This window comes from Arenibacter aquaticus (genome assembly GCF_003957295.1).
GTDB classification, from domain to species: Bacteria; Bacteroidota; Bacteroidia; order Flavobacteriales; family Flavobacteriaceae; genus Arenibacter; species Arenibacter aquaticus.
Window position 1 is genome coordinate 309,630 of record NZ_RQPJ01000014.1, and the last position, 22,881, is coordinate 332,510.

The 22,881-nt window shown below is 40.5% G+C and carries 20 protein-coding genes and 1 pseudogene; 10 read left to right on the forward strand and 11 right to left on the reverse strand.

Annotated features, from left to right (window positions below; genetic code table 11):
• The first annotated feature begins 8 nt into the window (after positions 1–8).
• Together purE and EHW67_RS14705 are read left to right on the forward strand one after the other, a co-directional pair.
• Complete coding sequence (purE, locus tag EHW67_RS14700; protein WP_126163136.1) at positions 9–497, forward strand: 5-(carboxyamino)imidazole ribonucleotide mutase; 489 nt, start codon at positions 9–11, stop codon at positions 495–497.
• A gap of 55 nt (positions 498–552) precedes the next feature.
• Entirely contained in the window at positions 553–2,571 is a 2,019-nt protein-coding gene (locus EHW67_RS14705) for a M3 family metallopeptidase (protein ID WP_126163137.1), read from the forward strand.
• Between the two features lie 43 nt (positions 2,572–2,614).
• Here EHW67_RS14705 and EHW67_RS21025 read toward each other — a convergent pair.
• Positions 2,615–2,767: pseudogene (locus EHW67_RS21025) on the reverse strand (PH domain-containing protein); the annotation flags it as partial.
• Between the two features lie 336 nt (positions 2,768–3,103).
• A complete protein-coding gene (locus tag EHW67_RS14715; RefSeq protein WP_126163138.1) occupies positions 3,104–3,469 on the reverse strand; it encodes a rhodanese-like domain-containing protein in 366 nt (121 codons plus the stop codon).
• A 75-nt stretch (positions 3,470–3,544) separates the two neighbouring features.
• On the opposite strand from EHW67_RS14715, the gene EHW67_RS14720 reads away from it, so the two are divergent.
• The gene (locus EHW67_RS14720; RefSeq protein ID WP_126163139.1) at positions 3,545–4,105 is read left to right on the forward strand and encodes a sigma-70 family RNA polymerase sigma factor; all 561 of its coding nucleotides are present in this window, start codon (positions 3,545–3,547) and stop codon (positions 4,103–4,105) included.
• 220 nt (positions 4,106–4,325) lie between these two features.
• On the opposite strand, the gene EHW67_RS14730 is transcribed toward EHW67_RS14720, so the two are convergent.
• Positions 4,326–5,147 (reverse strand): UbiA prenyltransferase family protein, encoded by an 822-nt coding sequence (locus EHW67_RS14730; RefSeq protein ID WP_126163141.1) that lies wholly within the window; start codon positions 5,145–5,147, stop codon positions 4,326–4,328.
• A 138-nt stretch (positions 5,148–5,285) separates the two neighbouring features.
• On the opposite strand from EHW67_RS14730, the gene gcvP reads away from it, so the two are divergent.
• The 4 genes from gcvP (at position 5,286) to EHW67_RS14750 (ending at position 10,898) form a co-directional block, all read left to right on the forward strand.
• Complete coding sequence (gcvP, locus tag EHW67_RS14735) at positions 5,286–8,135, forward strand: aminomethyl-transferring glycine dehydrogenase (protein ID WP_126163142.1); 2,850 nt, start codon at positions 5,286–5,288, stop codon at positions 8,133–8,135.
• Between the two features lie 168 nt (positions 8,136–8,303).
• Positions 8,304–9,362: a 3-oxoacyl-ACP synthase III family protein gene (locus EHW67_RS14740; RefSeq protein ID WP_126163143.1), complete on the forward strand. Its 1,059-nt coding sequence runs from the start codon at positions 8,304–8,306 to the stop codon at positions 9,360–9,362.
• Between the two features lie 115 nt (positions 9,363–9,477).
• Positions 9,478–10,038 carry a methyltransferase domain-containing protein gene (locus EHW67_RS14745; RefSeq protein WP_126163144.1) on the forward strand — a complete coding sequence of 187 codons (561 nt, stop codon included), beginning with the start codon at positions 9,478–9,480 and terminating at the stop codon, positions 10,036–10,038.
• Positions 10,039–10,043: 5 nt separating this feature from the next.
• A complete protein-coding gene (locus tag EHW67_RS14750) occupies positions 10,044–10,898 on the forward strand; it encodes a glycosyltransferase family 2 protein (protein ID WP_126163145.1) in 855 nt (284 codons plus the stop codon).
• A gap of 43 nt (positions 10,899–10,941) precedes the next feature.
• Here the strand turns inward: EHW67_RS14750 and pafA are convergent, their stop codons facing one another.
• On the reverse strand, positions 10,942–12,645 hold the full coding sequence (gene pafA / locus EHW67_RS14755; protein WP_126163146.1) for an alkaline phosphatase PafA: 1,704 nt from the start codon (positions 12,643–12,645) through the stop codon (positions 10,942–10,944).
• Positions 12,646–12,760: 115 nt separating this feature from the next.
• On the opposite strand from pafA, the gene EHW67_RS14760 reads away from it, so the two are divergent.
• The gene (locus tag EHW67_RS14760) at positions 12,761–13,498 is read left to right on the forward strand and encodes an MlaE family ABC transporter permease (protein WP_126163147.1); all 738 of its coding nucleotides are present in this window, start codon (positions 12,761–12,763) and stop codon (positions 13,496–13,498) included.
• The gene (locus EHW67_RS14765; RefSeq protein WP_126163148.1) at positions 13,498–14,265 is read left to right on the forward strand and encodes an ABC transporter ATP-binding protein; all 768 of its coding nucleotides are present in this window, start codon (positions 13,498–13,500) and stop codon (positions 14,263–14,265) included. Before EHW67_RS14760 ends, EHW67_RS14765 begins: the two co-directional genes overlap by 1 nt.
• Here EHW67_RS14765 and EHW67_RS14770 read toward each other — a convergent pair.
• From EHW67_RS14770 to EHW67_RS14780, 3 genes are read right to left on the reverse strand one after another with little or no spacing between them, the layout of a single operon-like run.
• Complete coding sequence (locus EHW67_RS14770; RefSeq protein ID WP_126163149.1) at positions 14,262–15,725, reverse strand: DUF389 domain-containing protein; 1,464 nt, start codon at positions 15,723–15,725, stop codon at positions 14,262–14,264. The genes EHW67_RS14765 and EHW67_RS14770 overlap by 4 nt on opposite strands.
• Before the next feature lie 2 nt (positions 15,726–15,727).
• Entirely contained in the window at positions 15,728–16,807 is a 1,080-nt protein-coding gene (locus EHW67_RS14775) for a mannose-1-phosphate guanylyltransferase (RefSeq protein WP_126163150.1), read from the reverse strand.
• A gap of 11 nt (positions 16,808–16,818) precedes the next feature.
• Entirely contained in the window at positions 16,819–17,421 is a 603-nt protein-coding gene (locus EHW67_RS14780) for a SprT-like domain-containing protein (RefSeq protein WP_126163151.1), read from the reverse strand.
• Positions 17,422–17,611: 190 nt separating this feature from the next.
• Here EHW67_RS14780 and EHW67_RS14785 point away from each other — a divergent pair, with 190 nt between their 5' ends.
• The gene (locus tag EHW67_RS14785) at positions 17,612–18,664 is read left to right on the forward strand and encodes an AI-2E family transporter (protein ID WP_126163152.1); all 1,053 of its coding nucleotides are present in this window, start codon (positions 17,612–17,614) and stop codon (positions 18,662–18,664) included.
• A gap of 17 nt (positions 18,665–18,681) precedes the next feature.
• Here EHW67_RS14785 and EHW67_RS14790 read toward each other — a convergent pair whose 3' ends face one another.
• The 4 genes from EHW67_RS14790 to EHW67_RS14805 form a co-directional block, all read right to left on the reverse strand.
• Positions 18,682–19,323, reverse strand: a complete 642-nt coding sequence (locus EHW67_RS14790) for an HAD family hydrolase (protein ID WP_126163153.1) — start codon at positions 19,321–19,323, stop codon at positions 18,682–18,684.
• Positions 19,324–19,338: 15 nt separating this feature from the next.
• Positions 19,339–20,019, reverse strand: a complete 681-nt coding sequence (locus EHW67_RS14795) for an SDR family NAD(P)-dependent oxidoreductase (protein ID WP_126163154.1) — start codon at positions 20,017–20,019, stop codon at positions 19,339–19,341.
• Positions 20,019–21,068: a M28 family metallopeptidase gene (locus EHW67_RS14800; RefSeq protein ID WP_126163155.1), complete on the reverse strand. Its 1,050-nt coding sequence runs from the start codon at positions 21,066–21,068 to the stop codon at positions 20,019–20,021. The genes EHW67_RS14795 and EHW67_RS14800 overlap by 1 nt, the downstream gene beginning before the upstream one ends.
• A 196-nt stretch (positions 21,069–21,264) precedes the next feature.
• Positions 21,265–22,878: a pyruvate dehydrogenase complex dihydrolipoamide acetyltransferase gene (locus tag EHW67_RS14805; protein ID WP_126163156.1), complete on the reverse strand. Its 1,614-nt coding sequence runs from the start codon at positions 22,876–22,878 to the stop codon at positions 21,265–21,267.
• Between the last annotated feature and the right edge of the window lie 3 nt (positions 22,879–22,881).

A 22,881-nucleotide genomic window follows, 5' to 3' on the forward strand; every position in this document is an offset into this window, starting at 1 on the left:
TCAACAAAATGAGCAAAGTAGCAATAGTAATGGGAAGCACCAGCGATCTTCCTGTAATGCAGGAAGCGATCGATATCTTAAAAGGTTTTGACATAGCGGTTGATGTGGATATAGTATCGGCACACCGCACGCCGGAAAAATTGTTCGATTTTAGTAATAACGCCCATAAAAAAGGATATTCCGTAATCATAGCGGGTGCCGGCGGAGCAGCACATCTACCCGGAATGGTAGCGTCCATGTCTCCCCTTCCGGTAATTGGGGTACCCGTAAAGAGCAGTAATTCTATAGACGGCTGGGATTCCATACTATCAATATTACAAATGCCTGGCGGTGTTCCGGTTGCCACAGTAGCCTTGAATGGAGCCAAAAATGCTGGGATCCTTGCCGCCCAGATCATAGGAAGCTCAGACAAATGCGTGCTGGACAAAATAATTCTTTACAAAGAAGGCTTAAAACAAAAGGTGATAGATGGCGCCAAGGAAGTAAACAAACAGTAGACTGTAATAATTGCCCTGTAGCCGAATACGAATTCTAAAAAAGTAATGCCAATTTATGAATCCATTATTGACCCCATTTGACACTGCCCCTTTCTCTAAAATAGAAAACGAACATTTTAAGCCCGCCTTTTTGCAAGCCATAAATGGTGCAAGATCAGAGATAGATGCCATTGCAAATGCCAAGGAGGCGCCTAATTTTGAAAATACCATAAAGGCCTTGGACTTTGCTGGTCAGCATTTGGATAGGGTATCCAGCGTATTCTTTAATTTGAATTCGGCCGAAACCAATGCCGAAATACAGAAGATAGCCCAAGAAATATCTCCCCTATTAACAGAATTCAGCAATGACATTACCCTGAACCAAAATCTATTTAAACGTGTTAAGGCCGTCTATGAGCAGCGACAAGACCTGAATCTGAACAAAGAAGAACAAACATTACTAGAGAAGAAGTATAAAAGTTTTAGCAGAAATGGAGCCAATCTTCCTGACGACAAGAAAAAGCGCTTACGGGAAATTGATGCAGAACTGGCCAAATTAAAATTACAGTTTGGCGAAAATGTACTGGCCGAGACCAACAAATACGAAATGCACCTTACCAATGAGAAGGATTTGGACGGACTCCCAGAAGGGGAAAAGGAGGCGGCAGCACATTTGGCAAAATCCAAGGAGAAAGAAGGTTGGCTTATAACCTTGGACTATCCAAGCTATATTCCTTTTATGAAATACGCCAGCAATCGAGAACTTAGAAAGGAACTATCTATAGCATTTGGAAGCAAGGGTTTTCACAATGATGAGCTGGACAACCAACAAAACATAATCCAAATAGCCAACCTAAGGCATGAAAGGGCCAATTTATTGGGTTACAAAACACATGCACACTATGTATTGGAAGAGCGCATGGCCGAAACCCCGGAAAAAGTCTACGAGTTTCTCAATGAATTGCTGGAAAAAGCCAAGCCCGCCGCTCAACGGGAATTTGCGCAATTGGAAACCTTTGCGAAAGAAATGGATGGCATAGATCGCTTGGAGAAATGGGACGGTGCCTACTACAGTGAGAAATTGAAACAAAAGCTGTTCAACCTGGACGACGAAAAGCTAAAACCGTATTTTAAACTGGAAAATGTTATAGCTGGGGTGTTCAAGGTTGCAGAAAAACTATTTGATCTCAAATTTGAGGAAGTTTTTGACGTGGACAAGTACCATCCAGATGTAAAAACCTATCGCGTATACGATGGCAACAAGCAATTTATTTCCTTGTTTTATGCCGATTTCCACCCCAGACCGGGTAAAAGAGGAGGCGCTTGGATGACGTCCTACAAACCTCAATACATTAAAAACGGTATCAACGTACGCCCACACATTTCCAATGTTTGTAATTTCACCAAACCAACTGCCAACAAACCTTCCCTACTAACCTTCAATGAGGTTACCACCTTATTTCATGAGTTTGGCCATGGTCTACACGGTATGTTGGCCAACACCGTCTATCCTGGACTTTCAGGGACTTCTGTTTATTGGGACTTTGTAGAACTCCCCAGCCAAATCATGGAAAATTGGTGCTACGAAAAAGAAGCATTGGAATTATTTGCCACCCACTATAAGACAGGAGAGGTCATCCCTATGGAACTGGTACAAAAAATAAAAGACTCGGCAACCTTCCAAGAAGGCATGGCCACTTTAAGACAACTCAGCTTTGGATTGCTGGATATGTCCTGGCACGGTGCCGACCCGTCCAAGATTACCGATGTTAAATCTCAAGAACTTGAAGCCTTTAAAGAAACGAATCTCTATCCGGAATGTGAGAATACCTGTATGAGCACATCATTTGCTCATATTTTCCAAGGAGGATATTCCTCAGGCTATTACAGCTATAAATGGGCAGAAGTATTGGATGCAGATGCCTTTTCCTATTTTAAGGAACAAGGAATATTCAATAAAGAAGTGGCTACAAAATTTAAGGACAACGTATTGTCCATGGGTGGAACAGAAAAGCCTATGGATCTATACAAGCGTTTTAGAGGAAGTGAACCCAAAATAGAAGCCTTATTAAAAAGGGCCGGACTATTGCAATAGCTTAGCCATAAACTATCAATTCTTAGTTCCCAAGAATAAGAACTTAGAGAGCAGTATTATCTTGTATTTTGGGTTTTAACCGTATTAAATGGCTTACAAACATCCTCTTCTTCTTAGGAGACAGGATAACACTTTGATATTTATTGTAAGATACCTCTAACCTATCTAATGAAGCAGCCGGTGCGCCGACAGGACTATTGGTTGCTTCATTTTTTTTATGCTAGTAATTAATATGGTACGGTTTATTAAAAAACCGCTATTAGTTCGCAATACCCCATCACCAATCCCATGATAAGTAGTTAGCAAAGAGTAAACGACTAACAGCATGGCTATGGGAAATGCCACAGCTCCAATCTACAAAGACTCTTGCCAGCACATACAAACAGAGGCACTAAGTACAACCAACCGTAACAAAACAAGAAATCAGTCTAGTTCAGACCTTTGTTTTACGATTATGTATAGTTTAAGAAGTTATCGGCTACTTTTTAACTATTACAAAAAGACGTAAGACTACACCAGAACTACTAGGCCATTACTTTTCCTTCTTTTGTTTAAAGGCCTCATATCCACCTTCCAAGTTTACCACCTTGGCAAACCCCATCAACTTTAATTTTTCCTTGGCCTTGGCGCTCCTGCCACCCATCTTACAGTACACATAAATGGTCTCATCCTTGCCAAAATCCTTAAACTGATCAGCAAATTCCGGATTATACCAGTCTATGTTCATTGCATTTTCCAAATGTCCGGCTTCAAATTCCTCTGCCGTTCTTACATCGACCAGAATTCCGTTTGCAAGCATTTCCTGTTCAAATTCGGTTATGGGCATATCAGCCACTTTTTCCTCTGAACAGCCCGTTTGCAATACAAGTGAAACCAATAAAATATACCACGTTCTCATATCTATTTTTGCTTATTCAAAAATAAGAATTCTACTTCAGAAAAAAATGCGTTATTTTTGAATTGACAAACAGGCATGACAAAACAAATTTTAAATCCGGACACATGGGTGGATAGTTATTCCGATTACCTTTTTAACTACGCGGTAACACGGGTAAACGATTCAGAAATTGCCAAAGACTTGGTGCAGGAAACTTTTTTTGCCGGCTTAAAATCTGCCAAAAATTTTAAAGGAGAGGCCGCAGAGCGCACATGGCTCATTTCTATTTTAAAAAGAAAGGTCATAGACCATTATCGAAAAATAAATTCTAAAAAGGCCAAATCCGTAATCCGCATTACCAAAAACAACAATAGCGATACGGACAGTAATTTTTTGGAAGAACAGGTTGCGGACCCAACGAGTCTTTTGGAAAACAGCAAAATGGAGAATGAAGAGCTGGGGATTGCTATTCAGGAGTGCATTGCAAAACTTCCCAAAAAACATGCTATGGCATTCACCTTAAAAACAATAAACGGCTTAAGCACGGAAGAAGTCTGTAAGGAGCTAGAAATCAATCCGTCTAATCTTTGGGTTATCATCCACAGAGCAAGAACTGCTCTAATGGAATGCCTAAACAACAATTGGTTTAAAATATGAAGACCTGCAAAGACGTAGAAATTTTATGCACAAAAGCTCAGTATAATGAGGCTACTCTTTTAGAAAAAATACAGCTTAAACTACATATGTTAATATGTAAAACCTGTAAAACATTTGTAAAAAAGAATACCAAGCTTACCTCCCTTTGCTCACAAGCAAAGATCAAAACCCTTCCTATGGAAGAGAAAGAAAAAATGAAACGAACGTTAAGGTCCAAATCTTAAAGCCCGCCCAGGACCAGGATAGCAACCCACCAAAAAATAGGGGTTGCCTCCACCCAGAAGGAAGAAAAATACTTGGGCTGTTTTCTTTGGGTGATGAGAATGAACACCCCCAACAATATGGATACAAGTGCCTTGCTAATTAATTCCAAAGGCGCCAACCAATCCTTTAAAAAGGTCATCATAAAAAAAATTACAACCCCAATAACCCCAAAAAGCTTCGTCTTTTGGTAACCAAATCGCTGCGGCAAGGTTTTAAGTTCCGGATCGTCATATTTCAAATCCCGTATTTCAAATGGGAGCATTAAAACAAGAACCACCAAAAATCGCTGTACGGTCTCTACCATTACATCCCAATCTATATTTTTCTTGGCCGACACCACGGGCAACAGCACCGTAGCACCTGCCCAGACCAAGGCCACTATAAAAATTTTTAGGCCTCCCAAACTCCTGAGGTTTTTGGTATTTGGGAGCAACGGAACAGCATACAAACTACTTAAAACGCCCAAAACGAAAATACCCATTAGAGTATAAAGTGGCAAAAAATACGCATGGTACAACACGCCCAGCCCCGCTAAAAAACTAAACAGTTGTATGTGCTTATGGTAGCTGTTGGCCACGAGTATATATTTTTTGGCCTCTACTCCGTATTTTACAAAATTATAGCAGGCAATTGTACCAAAAAATGCCAAATAGGAAAAATGGCTCTCCCTGTCTAGTTCAAAATATATGCAACTAATTTCAATTAATGCAAAAACCGAAAAGGCTACATGTACACTGGCATCCAAATAAAAATGAAAAATATATTTTAACCAGTTCATAAGCCAAAAATAGCCAAAGTGTTCATAACCCACGCATTTCGTTAAAAACTTTAAAAAGAGATCCTGGCAAAAGCAGCATAACAAAGATAAATAATGAGTATTTTTGCTCACCTTAATAAAGAAAAATTTGCTTGAATTATGAGGACAGACATGTTTGCCTTACGGCATATAGGGATTAACGAAGATAATCTTCCCGAGATGTTAAGTGAAATTAATGTTAATTCCCTGGACCAGTTAATTACAGAAACCATTCCCGATGACATTCGCCTTGCCAATCCTTTGGCTTTGGATCCTGCGATGAGCGAACACGAATATTTGTCGCATATTCAAGATTTATCGGAGCAAAATAAAGTTTTCAAATCCTATATTGGCTTGGGATACCACGAGAGTATTACCCCGTCCGTAATTAAAAGGAATATTTTGGAAAATGCCGGCTGGTATACGGCTTATACTCCATATCAGGCAGAAATTGCCCAAGGTAGATTGGAGGCCTTGTTAAATTTTCAGACCGTTGTTTCCGAACTTACAGGAATGGAATTGGCCAATGCCTCACTTTTAGACGAAAGTACGGCTGCGGCGGAAGCAATGGCCATGCTCTTTGACGTTCGCAGTAGGGATCAAAAGAAAAAACAGGTCAACAGATTCTTTGTCTCGGAAGAAATATTGCCTCAGACCCTTGCCCTTTTGGAAACAAGATCTGAACCACTGGGAATAGAACTGTCCGTTGGCAACCATGAGAATTTTTCTTACGGTGAAGAATATTTTGGAGCACTTTTACAATATCCTGGAAAGTATGGACAGGTTCATGATTTTGGTCCTTTTGTTGCAAAGGCGATAGAAAAGAACATTAAGGTAGCTGTTGCGGCAGATATTTTAAGCCTTGCCATTTTAACCCCTCCGGGGGAATTTGGTGCCGATGTAGTAGTGGGCACCACACAGCGCTTCGGCATTCCTATGGGATATGGCGGGCCACATGCCGCCTTTTTTGCTACCAAGGCCGAATATAAACGTAGTATCCCAGGCAGAATAATTGGAATCACCAAGGACACAGCCGGGAAGCCTGCTCTTCGTATGGCCCTACAAACCAGGGAACAACATATTAAACGGGACAAGGCCACCTCCAATATTTGCACTGCACAAGTTCTATTGGCCGTAATGGCGGGTATGTATGCCGTGTACCACGGTCCGAAAGGATTAAAATATATTGCCAATAAGGTACACAAGTCGGCCATAACCCTAACGGATGCCTTGGAAAAACTAGGCCTTTACCAAGTAAACACATCCTATTTTGACACCATTACCATAAAGGCAGAGACATCCAAAATAAAACCTATTGCAGAAAAACAAGGGGTGAACTTCCTTTATGTAGATGCCGAAACGGTTTCTATAGCATTGAACGAGGCCACATCCTTAAAAGACCTTCAACAAATAGTGAATATTTTTGCAGAAGCCTTAGGACAAGATGCCGTTACCTTTGAAAAAACCGTATCAAAAACGGTTCTAGACAGTCAGTTGAGGCGCAACTCGGAATTCCTTGAAAACACTGTCTTCAACTCCTACCATTCCGAAACGGAATTGATGCGCTATATCAAAAAATTGGAACGTAAGGATCTAGCTTTAAACCACTCTATGATTTCCTTGGGGTCTTGCACCATGAAATTGAACGCAGCTTCCGAAATGCTCCCTTTGAGCATGGCGAGATGGGGAAATATACATCCTTTTGTTCCCGTTGAGCAGGCACAGGGATATCAAACTATTCTAAAGGATTTGGAAAAGGACCTTAGTATTATAACAGGATTTGCTGCGACCTCCCTGCAACCCAATTCCGGTGCACAAGGAGAATTTGCCGGTCTTATGGTAATTAGGGCCTATCACGAATCCAGAGGTGAGGGGCACAGAAATATATGTCTTATCCCAGCCTCTGCCCATGGCACCAATCCTGCCTCCGCTGTTATGGCCGGTATGAAGGTAGTGGTTACCAAAACCGATGATTACGGAAACATTGATGTAAACGATTTGGCTGAAAAAGCGGCCTTACACAAGGACAATCTATCCGCTTTAATGGTCACCTATCCTTCTACTCATGGCGTATTTGAATCTTCCATCAAGGAGATAACAAAATTAATACATGATAATGGCGGACAGGTCTATATGGATGGGGCCAACATGAATGCACAAGTAGGATTAACCAACCCTGCCACTATTGGGGCCGATGTGTGCCACTTAAACCTGCACAAGACCTTTGCAATCCCTCACGGTGGCGGCGGCCCAGGAGTAGGTCCTATTTGCGTTGCTGAGCAATTGGTTCCATTTTTACCAGGGAATCCCGTTATAGAAACAGGCGGGGACAATGCCATATCGGCCATTTCTGCCGCCCCTTGGGGAAGCTCATTGGTATGCCTAATCTCGTATGGTTATATAAAAATGCTGGGAGAAAGCGGACTAACCAATTCCACCAAAACAGCAATCTTAAATGCCAATTACATAAAAAGCAGGCTCAGCGGAAAATTCAACGTGCTCTATACAGGTGAAAGAGGAAGAGCAGCACACGAAATGATAATTGACTGTAGACCATTTAAAGCCAATGGAATTGAGGTTGGCGATATTGCCAAAAGGTTGATGGACTACGGTTTTCATGCCCCAACAGTTTCATTCCCTGTTGCTGGCACTTTAATGATAGAACCTACTGAGAGTGAGAGTTTGGCCGAATTGGATCGTTTTTGCAATGCCATGTTATCTATTCGAGAGGAAATTGATGATGCCTCTTTAGCAGACAACAACAACCCCTTAAAAAATGCTCCCCATACATTGGAAATGATCACTAGCGATCAATGGGAGTTTCCTTACAGTAGACAAAAGGCAGCCTTTCCGCTTCCCTATATACTGGACAATAAATTTTGGCCAAGTGTAAGAAGGGTAGACGATACTTATGGAGACCGTAATTTAGTATGTACATGCGCACCTATTGAGGCGTATGCCGAAGCCTAAACACCCCCATAAAACAAGCCTTTACAGCCTTTCAATATAAATTGAAAGGCTTTTTTTATACTTCTTATTACAAAGAAACCTAGCCTTGGACATCATATGAATTTAAATAGCAGCACCATTGACCTAGCCATTTACCTTATATTTATACTATTAAACTATAATCAAATTATGAGCATTGGAATTACCGGCACCGGTTCTTACATACCCTCTTTGGTGACCAAGAATTCAGACTTTGAAGAACATGACTTTTTGAACACGGATGGTACTGCTTTTAAGCAAGGGAACGACATCATTATCCATAAATTTAAAAGCATAACTGGAATAAGCGAAAGGCGGTATGCAAAAAATGAACTAAACACTTCACAATTAGCATTCTTTGCGTCGGAAAAGGCCATATCGGATGCAAAAATCAACAAAGAAGAAATAGACTATATTATTGTTGCCCACAATTTTGGTGATGTCACCTATGGCAAATGCCAAGGGGACACCCTACCTAGTTTGGCCACTAGAGTAAAACAACAATTACAAATAAAAAATCCAAAATGTGTTGCTTATGACCTCCTTTTTGGATGCCCAGGATGGATAGAGGGGGTAATACAGGCCAATGCCTTTATAAAGAGCGGCATTGCCAAAAAATGCCTAGTAATAGGTGCAGAAACACTCTCCAGGGTAGTGGATCCACATGACAGGGACTCCATGATCTATTCCGATGGGGCCGGGGCCACCATCATAGAGGCCAAGGAAGGCACGGGAGAGATATTGGCCCACAACAGTGCAACCTACGCCAATGAGGAAGCCTTTTTTCTGTTTTTTGGGGAATCCTATTCCAATACCACGGAGGATGATAGACGCTACATAAAAATGCATGGACGAAAAATTTATGAATTTGCCGTTACCCATGTGCCACAAGCAATGAAGGACTGTTTATCACAAAGCGGTGTACCCATAAACGAGGTAAAAAAAATATTTATACATCAGGCCAATGAAAAAATGGATGAGGCCATCGTAAAACGTTTTTACAAATTATATGACATGGATATGCCAGACGGTATAATGCCAATGAGTATTGAAAAATTGGGAAATAGCTCTGTAGCTACCATCCCCACCTTATTGGATATAGTGAGAAATGGAAAAATGGAAAATCAATCCATCGCAAAGGGAGATGTTGTCCTGTTTGCAAGTGTTGGAGCAGGCATGAATATTAACGCTATAGTCTATAGGGTGTAACAGCTATAAGGATTCAACATCATTTAAAAATAGTATTTTTACGGACGGTACGTTTGCTGCTAACCTTATGTAGCAGCTCCGTTACAAATTTAAATAACATAGCATATAACGCCCGATGTACGAAAGAACATTTCCAAACAAACGTTTTAAACATACCCTAGACTTTCTACAGAAGCACGTTCCCAAAGACCAATCCATATTGGATCTTGGTGTTAAAAATCCATTTTCCAATATTATGATGGATAACGGATATAAGGTAACAAATACCAAAGGCGAGGACTTGGATCTGGATTTCTCCTCTGTCATTAATACTGATGCGGATGTAGTCACCGCTTTTGAAATTTTTGAACATTTAATTGCCCCTTTCAACATCTTAAGCCATATAAAATCTGATAAACTGGTAGCCAGTATCCCCTTAAGATTATGGTTTTCCCCTGCCTATAAAAGTAAGACGGATGCATGGGACAGACACTTTCACGAGTTTGAAGACTGGCAATTTGATTGGCTGCTGGAAAAGGCTGGTTGGGAAATCAAAGATAGGGCCAAATGGACCAATCCCGTAAAAAAAATAGGGATCAGACCCCTATTAAGGAGTGTCACCCCCAGATATTACATCGTATACGCAGAAAGAGCCCACAAGCCACAAACTAATCCCACCGAGTCCCAAGGCAATTAATTTATATGCGATATTACGTTATTATCCCGGCGCATAACGAAGAGAAATATTTATCGGACACCCTTACTTCGGTGACCAATCAAACCTTGACTCCCAAACAGGTAATTGTGGTCAATGATAATTCTACGGACGATACGGAAAACATCATAGATAAATTTATTGCTGCCTACCCCTTTATAAAAAAGATAAATACCTCCTCCTCCACGATCCATATGCCCGGAAGCAAGGTCATCAATGCCTTTAACAAAGGGCTGGAACAATTGGACGATGAATACGACTTCCTGGTTAAATTGGATGCCGATATTATTTTACCCTCGGACTATTTTGAAAGAATAGCACAAAAATTTAAATCGGACCCAGATATAGGTATTGCCGGCGGGTTTGCCTACGAACTGGACGCGCTAGGCCAATGGGAGTTAAATCACCCTATGGACAAAAACCATGTAAGGGGTGCTTTTAAGGCATACAGCAAAAGTTGTTTCCAAGCTATTGGCGGGCTAAGAAATGCAATGGGTTGGGACACGGTAGACGAACTATTGGCCCAATTTCACGGATTTAAGATTATTACAGATAGTGAACTTCAGCTAAAACACTTAAGACCATTGGGGCAGGCCTACAATAAAAAAGCTAAATTTTTACAAGGCAAGGCCATGTACAGTATGCGCTACGGATTTTGGATAAGCCTCATAGCTTCAATAAAAATGGCTTTAAAACAAAAAAGACCCTGGGCATTTGTAGATAACCTAAATGGCTACTTACGTGCCAAGAGGGATAAATCCAGTTTTTTGGTAAGCCCTGAAGAGGGGCAGTTTATACGCCAATTGAGATGGAAAAATATAAAAGCCAAACTATTGCGTTAAAATAGCTTGGCCTTTTTCTTTTTTACATAAGGATATACACCTACTACTCTATAACCTCGGAAATAGGCTCTCCTGTGGTTCCGGACGGAGCGTTCATCCCTAATAAAGCAGCTATGGTTGGGGCAATATCAGGAATTTCGGTTCTTTTTACGGTACTCCCTTTCTTTATACCCTTTCCATAAAACAACAAGGGAGCGTGCGTATCATAATTCCATGGAGAACCGTGTGTAGAGCCAGTCTTCCCATATTTTCCACTTCCCGGATCAAAGACCAACAACACCTCTCCAGAACGCTTCTGATTGTAGCCGTTCTGAATCATTGCCGGTATACCTCCCACATATTGATTTTTCCACATCTGATCTGCAGTAAATACCTTGTACAAACCGTCATACTGTATCAACTCCAAGGCAATATCTTCTTCTACTTCACCCAAATCCAAATCTAGGTTCTTCACCACCTTATAATCCAAAAACAATTGATTCCCGGATACCTTTTTTACTATATCAGTGGTACCATAGGTGTAATTTAAATATTGTGTTAATCTATCATTCAGGTAATTTCCGTCAACAACGCCCCCAGGAAGTTTTTGGTCCCTTAAAAATGCCGGAACATTGATCGCAGCGTGATCGGCTGTAAGAAACACCGTATACTCTCCTGCTCCAACCTTATCATCCAATGTATCCAAGAGTCTTTTTATATCCTGATCCAAACGAAGGTAAGTATCCTGCACCTCTTTTGAATTGACTCCCCATTTATGTCCCACATAATCGGTACTGGAAAAGCTAACAGCGAGAAAATCTGTAATAGCATCTGCCCCCAGCCCCTCGTTTTCTACTGCCGACAAAGCAAAATCGGTAGTTAGACTATTTCCAAAAGGGGTAGACTTAAGTATGCTATATTTCCCGTTGCCATCCCATAAAGCTTCCAAATCGTGTGGAAAACCAGAGGTTGACTGCCCTTTAAACAACCCTTCGTAAAGATTATTATCCGAGCCGCTCTCTACATATGTATTAATGTCCTTTAGAGTATTCCAGGTTTTTTTGTATTCATCTACACTACGTGCCTCATTAAACTGAGCTACCCAGGCAGGCAATTTATCCATATAATAAGTACTACTTATCCATTTACCATTGTCGCCACCGTCAAACCAATAGGCTGCATTTGCCGTATGCCCACCAGGTAATACCGCACCTCTATCTTTTATAGAAATAGCGATGACCTTTCCGTGCATTTGAGTGTGCAAGCGCAGTTGATCGGTTATGGTAGTGGTCTCCAACCTATGTGGGGACATTTTACCTGCATTGGAGGTAGTGCCAACAGTACTATAGGAATCATCCCCAGCACAATACACCATCTCATCTGCATATTTATCATACCAGTCATTGCCAATAATACCGTGATTGGACGGAGTGGTACCGGTGTAGACCGAAGCGTGACCTGCAGCGGTAACCGTAGGGGCGTAATTAAAATGATTGTTCTTGCAATTAAATCCGTCATTGACCAATCTTTTAAACCCACCTTCGCCATACTGGTCCCAAAAACGGGTCAAATAGTCGTAACGCATCTGATCTACCACTATTCCAACTACCAACTTGGGGGTAGTAGCAATGTCTGGGGCCGTGACAACCTCAGATATTTTAGGCCTGTTTTCTTTATTTCTTTTGGATTTTCTTTGGGCATTTACAATAAAGCTATTGGATCCTACCAAAATTAGAAATAGCCACAACAGAACACTCTTATTTTTCATTATAATAGATTTAAAATCACAAAAATATAGAATTTCACCCTTAAAATTTTAATTGCAAGTTAAATGATTCTTAATATTGTTATTTTTACCATCCATTGCAATTTTACACACTTGAATGAATTATTTAGCATCTATAGGTAGTTACTTCATTATGATCATGGAGGTTTTTAAAAAACCTACAAAATGGTCGGTTATGAAGACTTTAATCCTTAAAGAAATAGACGAACTGGTATATAATTCTATGGGGATTATCATATTTATTTCGTTTTTTATTGGAGGAGTGGTTTCCATACAGACGGCATTGAATATCACCAACCCACTAATACCCAGAAACCTTATTGGTTTTGCAACCAGGCAATCGGTCATTCTGGAATTTGCTCCTACCTTTACCTCTATAATCATGGCCGGAAAAGTTGGATCCTATATTACCTCGAGCATAGGTACCATGAGGGTTACAGAGCAAATTGATGCCTTGGAAATTATGGGTGTGAATTCATTAAACTATTTGGTCTTTCCTAAAATAATAGCCATGCTTTTGTATCCTTTTGTAATCGCCATAGCCATGTACGTTGGTATATTTGGCGGATGGACAGCGGGAGTATTTGGAGGGTTTAGTTCCAGTGCGGATTTTGTGGAGGGCCTACAATTGGATTTTATTCCTTTTCATGTTACCTATTCCTTTATAAAGGCCATGGTCTTTGCCCTTATTATTGCCACCATCCCCTCTTTTCACGGATATTACATGAAGGGTGGAGCCTTGGAGGTAGGAAAAGCCAGTACCACCTCTTTTGTTTGGACCAGTGTGGTAATAATTATTGTCAACTATGTGCTAACACAATTACTATTGGGCTAATGATAGAAGTAAACGATATACATAAATCTTTTGGTGACACCCATATTTTAAAAGGGGTCAGTACCAAGTTTGAAAAGGGGAAGACCAATTTGATCATTGGCCAGAGTGGTTCTGGAAAAACAGTTTTTTTAAAATGCCTCTTGGGTCTTTTTAGCCCGGAACAAGGCAAGATCAAATATGATGGCAAAGACTATTCTAAACTTTCTGCAAGCGAGCAAAGAAACTTAAGACAGGAAATGGGTATGGTCTTCCAGGGCAGCGCTCTGTTTGATTCCATGACCGTAGAAGGCAACGTTATGTTTCCGCTCACCATGTTTACAAAACAGTCCAAATCCGAGATGCAAGACCGTGTAGATTTTGTTCTCAAGCGGGTAAACTTAGTGGATGCCCATCACAAATATCCTTCCGAAATTTCGGGCGGAATGCAGAAAAGGGTTGCCATTGCAAGAGCGATAGTTATGAAACCAAAATACCTGTTCTGTGACGAGCCCAATTCTGGGTTGGATCCTAAAACGGCCATATTGATAGACAATCTTATTCATGAAATTACCCAGGAATATGATATCACAACCGTAATCAACACCCACGATATGAACTCGGTTATGGAAATAGGCGAAAAAATAATCTTCCTTAAAAACGGTCACAAAGAATGGGAAGGCAGCAACAAGGAAATTTTTAAGACCGATAATGAAGCGGTAACCGACTTTGTATATTCTTCGGAATTATTTAAAAAAGTACGACAGATGTATATAGAGGAAAGAAATTAACTTTCTTCTTCTTTCTTGACCTGAATACGCGAATCCTTGAGTCTTAAGCGCAACCAATCGGTTAATTTTTGAGAATCTGCTTTTATTTTTTCTGCAGACAAGCCCTTTTTCCAGGTCACATTAAAAACGGGAATGGTATCCAACTTATCAAAATCGGTCCTAATCGTATAAGAAAAGCCCAGACTGGTTAAATTTTCATAGTTGGTCTTTGCCTCCGCGCTTATTTCCTGAAATGGAATCTGTTGGGCAACAATTTTACTCATTTTCCCAACCTCTTCTTTTAATACCTGAATTTGTTGCTCCTTACTTAACAGTTCCGCTTTTTTGGATTCGTATAGTTCATTTACGTATTTCATCTGGTCCAGTTCCAGATTTTTGGAACCCTGAACTATTTTTAGGTCAACATTTTTAAGCTTCTCATAATTATTTTTTTGAGCAATCCATGTAGCAATTACATTGTCTGGAATGGTCTCGTTGCCCATAAACACCAATTCTATAAACCCGTCTTTCCCGTGATTATATTGTATATCGGTTAAATTTTCCAAATACCTTCCCTCCCCTGGCAATTTATACGGTTCAATATGGTCCCCTACAAACTGATTGGCCTGCTTTCTAAAAATGGACTCCTGAAACACATCGTAAAACGTAAAACCCGCCGGTATCATGACCAAAATTGCCACTATAGACGCCATTCTGGCTATAAACCTTCTTCTTTGTGAATTGGCATATCTAACCATTGGAAAGCGCAGCAACTTTATCACCAAAAAGGTCGCCAAACCAATAAAGATCGTATTAATGATGAATAGGTACATGGCACCTGTAGCATAGCCAAAATTACCTATGGCCAATCCAAAACCAACCGTACATAAAGGTGGCATTAAAGCGGTTGCAATGGCCACCCCAAATATAACACTGGCTATAGTTCCCCTCTTTGCCCTGGCTATTACCAATGCCAAGCCCCCAAAAAAGGCTATCAGCACATCCCTAATGTCTGGCGCCGTCCGCGCCAAAAGCTCAGAAGACTCATCCCGGAGCGGAAATAAATAAAAGAACAAAAAGGCGGTAAGAACACTTAGCCCAACCATTACGGCAAAATTCTTTAAAGATCGTCTTAATGTATCAATATCATTGATGGCCAGGGATAGCCCCATTCCTAAAATAGGACCCATCAGGGGGGATATTAACATGGCTCCAATAACCACAGCTGTAGAATTGGCATTGAGCCCCACAGAAGCTATAAAGATTGAACAAATTAAAATCCAGGAGGTATGCCCCTTAAAAGGAATGTCGGCAATTATGGATTCTTTCGTTGCCTCTTGATCCGTGTTACTACGAATGTCCAACAAATCTAAAAGAAATACTTTGACGCTCCCTAAAAGCCCCCTAAATTCCTTCTTGATTTCCTCTCCATTCTTATCGGCAAAATCCGCATTCTGGCCGTTGTCCTTTTTTTCCTCCATAATTAAGCTAGCTGGTCTCCAAATTGATCCTTAACTTTTGTAAGCACTTTCTTAATATCCTGCTCCTTGGACTTGGGATATATAAGCAACACCTCTTCCTTATCTACCACAATATAATCTTTTAATCCATCTATCACGACCACTTTTCCTTTTGGGGAGCGTATCATGTTTCCACTGGCATCCTGGGCCAAGACCTGACAATTTACCAAGGCGTTGTTACTTTCGTCCTTATCCAATTTATCATATAAGGAACCCCAAGTACCCAAATCGTTCCAATCAAAAGTTGCCGGCAAAACGAAAATATTATTTGAGGGCTCCAAAATAGCATAGTCTATGGATATATTTTCGGCCTTGGCATAATTCTCATTGATAAATGCTCGCTCTTGAGCCGTATTATAGAACTCCTCACCTTCTTGAAACAAGGCATACTGTTCAGGTTGAAACGTCTTAAAAGCATTAACTATGGTCTCAACGCTCCACATAAAAATTCCTGCATTCCATAAGAAGTTCCCTTTGGCTATAAAATCCTTGGCCGTCTTATAGTCCGGTTTTTCCCTGAACTGACGCACATTTTTTAAAGGCGCTTCATTTTCCTTTTCATATTCAATATAACCAAACCCGGTATTGGGAAAAGTGGGCTTTATCCCCAAGGTGCAAATTACACTTTCCTTTTCACATTTATCAAAACAACTAGTTACATCCTTGGTAAAGGCTTCCTCATCCTCTATCCAATGATCACTAGGTGCTACGATCATTACGGCATTTGGGTCCTTCTTCTGTATCTTTAAGGCAGCGTAAAGTATGCAGGGCGCCGTATTTCTCATTGCCGGCTCCAAGACCACCTGATCCTGATCTATTCCCGGTAACTGTTCCAGTACCAGGTCATTATATCTTTCATTGGTCAAGATTAAAATATTTTCTTCGGGAACAAACTTGGACAACCTTTTAAATGTCTTTTGTATCAGGGTATCCCCCGTACCCAGCATATCGTGAAATTGTTTGGGATAAGAAGAGGTACTTATAGGCCAAAATCTAGAGCCTACCCCACCTGCCATCAGTACTGCGTAGTAATTTTTTTTCATAGTTTTTCGCTTTAATCCTTAATTAGCTCCACTTCTGCATTGGGCTGAAAAAGATACATCTTTCCAGTGGCCAATTCAACACACTCATAACGCTTTATTCTCTTATTCTTTTTCTGAAACAATTTTCCATTATAAATTCGAAAGATACTGTTATGGGGCAGTTGAAAAACATATATTGCCTCGTTATCCCCTGGGTCGTAATGTTTCAATGCCAGAGATAATCTGGCATCCGTATCACTACTGGCCTTTGGGTTTCTAAAGTGATTTGCCAGCAACGGTAGCAGGGCCGTTGGAAAGATTTCGGGCCTCAAAAAAGGTAACATTAAATATTGGAAAGTTTTTTTCCACTCTAAACCATGAGGCTTAATTCTTCGCCCATATTTCTCAAAAGCGACCAAATGGGCAATTTCATGAATCAGCGTAATTAGAAAGCTATATTTATTCAAAGTGGCATTCACGGTAATCTGATGGGCTCCGTTGGGCATCCTTCGGTAATCGCCATGTCTGGTTACACGCTGGTCAACGATCTTAAGATGTACACCGTGTTCCTTAATAAGCGCTATACTTAAACCTACTGCCCTTTCAGGAAGATACTTTTCTAAAGTGTCCCGCATATAACAAAATTAGAAATTTTAGGGTTCCATTTAACTTCTTAAAAAGATTTTATCAAAAATTCAATCAACGATACTAAAAAAAACGTACTCAGAGGAATATTTACACTTTTATTAACGATTAAAGACAACTTCTTTCCACTAACTTTGCATTTCCAATGCCCAAGGCACTGAACTAACTATTATTTTAAATATGAACGATTTAAGAACTACAAATAAATTACTGCTCATTATAGTAATTCCTTTAGTGTTTTATCTATTAAAGCTACTTTCGTTTATTTTTATCCCTTTGATTTTTTCCATGTTCATAGCCCTTCTTTTTTTACCCATTATGAGGTGGCTGAACAAAAAAAAAGTTTCCAAACCCTTAAGTATCATTATTGTAATATTGATTTTTATGGGATCGTTAAAAATTGGCGGAGAACTTATACAACTTACCAGTAAAGAAATCCTGTCTACGGACAATGCTTTTTTTGAAAAGGCAGAATCGAAATTAAAGGACCTTTTGGCGATGATGGAAGAATATCTGGGCGTGCCCTACTCCGAGGAAGACAATATCATAAATAACTTTATCCCAAAGGAAAGTATGATGAAGAATTTTGGGACAACCCTTGATTTTCTTGGAAATACCCTCACTATGATGCTGATGACGGTATTTTTTGTAATCCTCTGGCTTGCCGAATCCATAAATGTTCAAAAATTAATGAACAATACCATCTTAAAGCAAAAGCATACTTCGGTAAAAACCTTTATGAAAGTTGAAAAAGATTTAATTAAATTTATTAAGGTGAAGTTTTTGGTAAGCTTATTTACCGGTATAGGTACAGGACTCTCCTGCGTGGTTTTTGGGGTTAGTTTCCCTATCTTTTGGGGTTTATTCGCCTTTTCCATCAACTTTGTGCAAATGGTAGGATCCATTATTACAGTAGTTCTTCTATCCCTATTTGCATTTGTTGAGCTAGACCCCACCAGTATGTTATTGTTCTTTGTACTTTCCATTACAGGGGTACAAGTTTTGTTTGGCTCTATCTTGGAACCAATTTTCATGGGAAAATCCTTTTCCATAAATATCATTACCGTTTTGGTGATGTTAATGTTATGGGGATATATATGGGGAGTTCCTGGTTTAATTATGGCAATTCCCATTACCGTATTTATAAAGATCATCTTGGAACAATTCCCTCAAACCAAGGTTATTGCAAGTCTCCTTTCAGGGAACAGTGCTCTGAAGAAGCCGTATAGTTAAGAAGCTATTAATCTGTGCTAAAGCCCCAATAAAGAAATTAATTCTTCCATTTCAACAAAGGACCTGGTCACTTCCATTTCAAATTTAGGATCTTCGTTCAATTGGGCATAACCGTAGACATCAAAGCCACCTGATGTAGCCGCTTTGGCGCCTTTATAGGAGTCTTCTATAACTATACAATCTTTGGGCAAAAACCCCATGGTCTTGGACGCATGCAGATAAATAGCTGGGTCGGGCTTCCATTTACCAATATCATAGCAACTAAAAATATTGGCATCAAAGAAGGATGACAAGCCAGCAGTGGACAAATTCCTTCTTATCTTTTCCTGAGGCCCGCTGGATGCAACACAGTATGGCACCCTTAATTTCTCCAATACCTTTTCCACGCCATCAACAGCCTTCAATTGACTAGAAAATACTTCATATGACCTTTTACGGTATTGTGGTTCAAAATCTTTAGGCAAGGGTCTTTTAATAATAGCCTCCACCTTATTCATGGAATCATTTAAAAATCCGCCTTTAAAGTGCTGCATGGCATAATTGAGGTCTATGCCCGCACCATATTCATTGGCCATATCCACAAACACTTGATTACCCAATAACTCACTATCTACCAGTACCCCGTCACAATCAAAAATAATACACTTATAAGCCTTCATTTGCCACTTTTCCTATTATGGTGTAGAATTGGACACCTGTAGTAATTTCCCGTTATAAAACTTATTCCCAGTCAATGCGAAATCCTTAATATAGGTCGCCATTTCCAAAGCCGAGGTAGGAGCTACATATCCCGGAAAAGCCTCTTCCAACATCTCGGTCTGCACAGCACCCAAAGCCAACACATTAAAGGACGGACCTGTTTCCTTAAACTCCTCCGCCCATAATTCTGTCATAGTAATTACAGCTCCTTTACTGGAGCTATAGGCAGATAGACCAGGAAATTTAACACTGCCTTGCACACCACCCATAGAACTAATTGTAACCACATGTCCCGTCTTGGGCATCCACGGCAAGACCTTTTGGGTAATATGGGCCACTCCGAAGACATTTACCTTATAAACCTCTTCAAAGGCCTCCATCTCCGTATCCACAAACGGCTTATTTAATAATTTGCCGGCATTATTTATGAGAACATCAACCTGTTTCCAGTTATCTTTGATGAACGCCTCCAATTGGTTATAGTCCTCCTTATTGGAGAGATCAAAGGAAAAACCTGATATATTTCTGTGTCCCAATGCACGAATAGGATCAGCATTTCTTGAAAGGGCCAAGACTTTGTGCCCGTTATTAGCAAACAATTTCGCCAACTCAAAACCAATTCCCCTACTACTTCCTGTAATTATAATATTTGCCATTATTTATATTCAATTTCCCTTATAGGGGCATCAACAATCTTTTCCAAAACCGGGATGGTTTTATTCACCAAAAGGGCCATGTGTTGCATATCCATAATAGAGACCTCATCGCCTACTTTATGGTAGTGGTCAAAGTTGGTAAAGTCAAAAGTACAAAAGGTCTGCGAAGGAACCCCAAACGCATTGTGAAAGGGATAATTATCAGACCTTTTAAACAAGTTATATTCTTTGGCCGTTGGTAGGAATCCAACCAACTTACCGCCCGCATAACCATTGCATATTTCTGCCAGGTTAGACTCTTCATAGCCCGTGACATACATAAAATAGTCTTTCCCTTGCAACGGCACTCCCACCATTTCAAAGTTGAGCATGGCGTACAAATCCAAATTTTGCGCCTTAAGCCTTTTGGCCAAATGCTTAGACCCCAAAAGCCCCTTTTCCTCGGCACTGAACAGGGCAAAAATTAGGCTTCTCTTATTACTTCCTTTTTCAGCAAAATACCTCGCAAACTCCAACACCGCCGTTGTCCCGGAAGCATTATCATTGGCTCCGTTAGCCACATGATCCCCGGACACCGGGCCTGCCATGCCTATATGGTCATAATGCGCCCCAATGATAACGTATTCATTTTTCAGATTTTCATCACTGCCCTCCAAATACCCTACTATATTATAAGCCGGTTTTTCAAAATTGGATAGCGTATCCTTATAGCTATTAAAATAGGGACCTACACCGTTCTTACTAAAAACACCTTCTATATAGGTTGCCGCCTTTTCTATTCCCTCTGTACCTGCTTCCCTTCCCAATAATTCATCGGAAGCCAAGTAACCAATAATTTTCTCAACCCGTTCTTCTGAGGAGAAGTTTACAGCCGAACTGTTTATTTCCGAAGCAGTAGAATTATTTGGTAAAACCTGTTCATCAGCAACATCCACAGCGGCGCCTGAGCCATGCGGTTGGGCTACCGTATCCTTTACTTGGCCTCCCCTACAGCCCAACATAATGGATAGGACAGTTACCCCTACTACTACAAGCATCTTATGTTTCATAGTAAAATGTATTTATTTAACGATTTATGCCAAGGCTATAAGGCATTGCAATCTTTTCAGCCCAACAAGGACCAATGTTTTGGATTAAAATATCCCTCTAAATTAAAAAAGCATCCCGATAAATTAGGATGCTTTTCTTATAACTACCTTAAGCTTGTTTCTTTATTAAGTAGAAAAAGCAAATCTGATTCATATCTTATGCCAACATAGTGACCGGATTCTCTAAATAAGACCTTAAGGTCTGCAAGAATTGAGCACCTGTAGCACCATCAACCGTTCTATGATCACAGGCCAATGTAACTTTCATAGTATTGCCCACTACGATCTGACCGTTTTTAACAACAGGTTTTTGAATGATGGCCCCTACTGATAAAATGGCGGAATTAGGTTGGTTAATAATGGAGGTAAATTCAGATATCCCAAACATTCCCAGGTTAGAAACGGTAAACGTACTACCTTCCATTTCGGCAGGACTTATTTTTTTGTTCCTAGCTTTTCCTGCCAAATCCCTTACAGAGCCACCTATCTGGGTAAGACTCATTTGATCTGCAAATTTAAGTACTGGCACCAATAGCCCCTCATCTACAGCAACAGCAACACCAATGTGTATGTGTTGGTTGTACCTAGTGGTATCATTGTTCCATGATGTATTAACCTGCGGATGTTTTTTCAAGGCCATTGCACATGCCTTAACCACCATATCATTAAAAGAAACCTTGGTATCCGGCAAATTATTGATTTGCTCCCTGGACAGCTTAGCATGGTCCATATCCACCTCTATCGTTAAATAGTAGTGTGGTGCAGAAAACTTGGATTCCCCCAATCGCTTGGCAATAACCTTACGCATTTGGGAATTCTTCACTTCCTCTGTTCCTTCAGTGCCAACTGGCAAATTAACGGGTGCAGCAGCTGGTGCTTTGGCGGCAGCCGTGTCTTCTTGGGCAACTGCTTTTTGTTTAGGCTGGTACTCCTCAATATCTTTTTTGATTATTCTTCCCTGATCACCACTACCTTTAACATCTTCTAGATTAATCCCTTTTTCCTTGGCTATTTTCTTTGCCAATGGAGAAGCAAAAATACGCTGACCATCTTTGGCCGCTGGGGTGGCATCTTGACTACTGGCCGCTGTACTTTCTGGCTTTTTAGTTTCCTCGGCAACAGCTGCCTTTTGGCTGGTAGTATCTGATCCGGCATTCAAAACGGCATCCACATCGGTGCCTTTGGGTCCAATAACGGCAAGTATAGAGTCTACTGGCGCGGTTTCCCCTTCTTGGATTCCTATATACAATAAGTTACCGGCGTAGAAAGACTCAAATTCCATAGTAGCCTTATCCGTTTCAATCTCGGCCAAGATATCACCTTCCTCAACCTCATCGCCCACTTTTTTCAACCAAGTGGCAACGGTTCCCTCTTCCATGGTATCACTAAGACGTGGCATTTTCACAATCTCCACCCCTTCTGGGATTTCTACTGCTTCGGTTTTGGTCTCAGCTGGTTCTTCTTTTACCTCTTCTTCTTTTTCGGATTCCACATCGGTGGTGGAGGCATTCAACAGACTGGAAATATCCTCTCCCTCTTCTCCTATAATGGCCAAAAGCGAATCTACCGGGGCGGTATCCCCTTCTTGGATCCCGATGTGCAACAAGGTACCTTCATTGAAGGATTCGAATTCCATTGTAGCCTTATCGGTTTCAATTTCCGCCAATATATCTCCCTCTTCAATCTTATCACCTACTTGTTTCAGCCACTTAGCAACAGTCCCTTCTTCCATGGTATCGCTAAGTCTCGGCATGTTTATTACTTCTGCCATTTA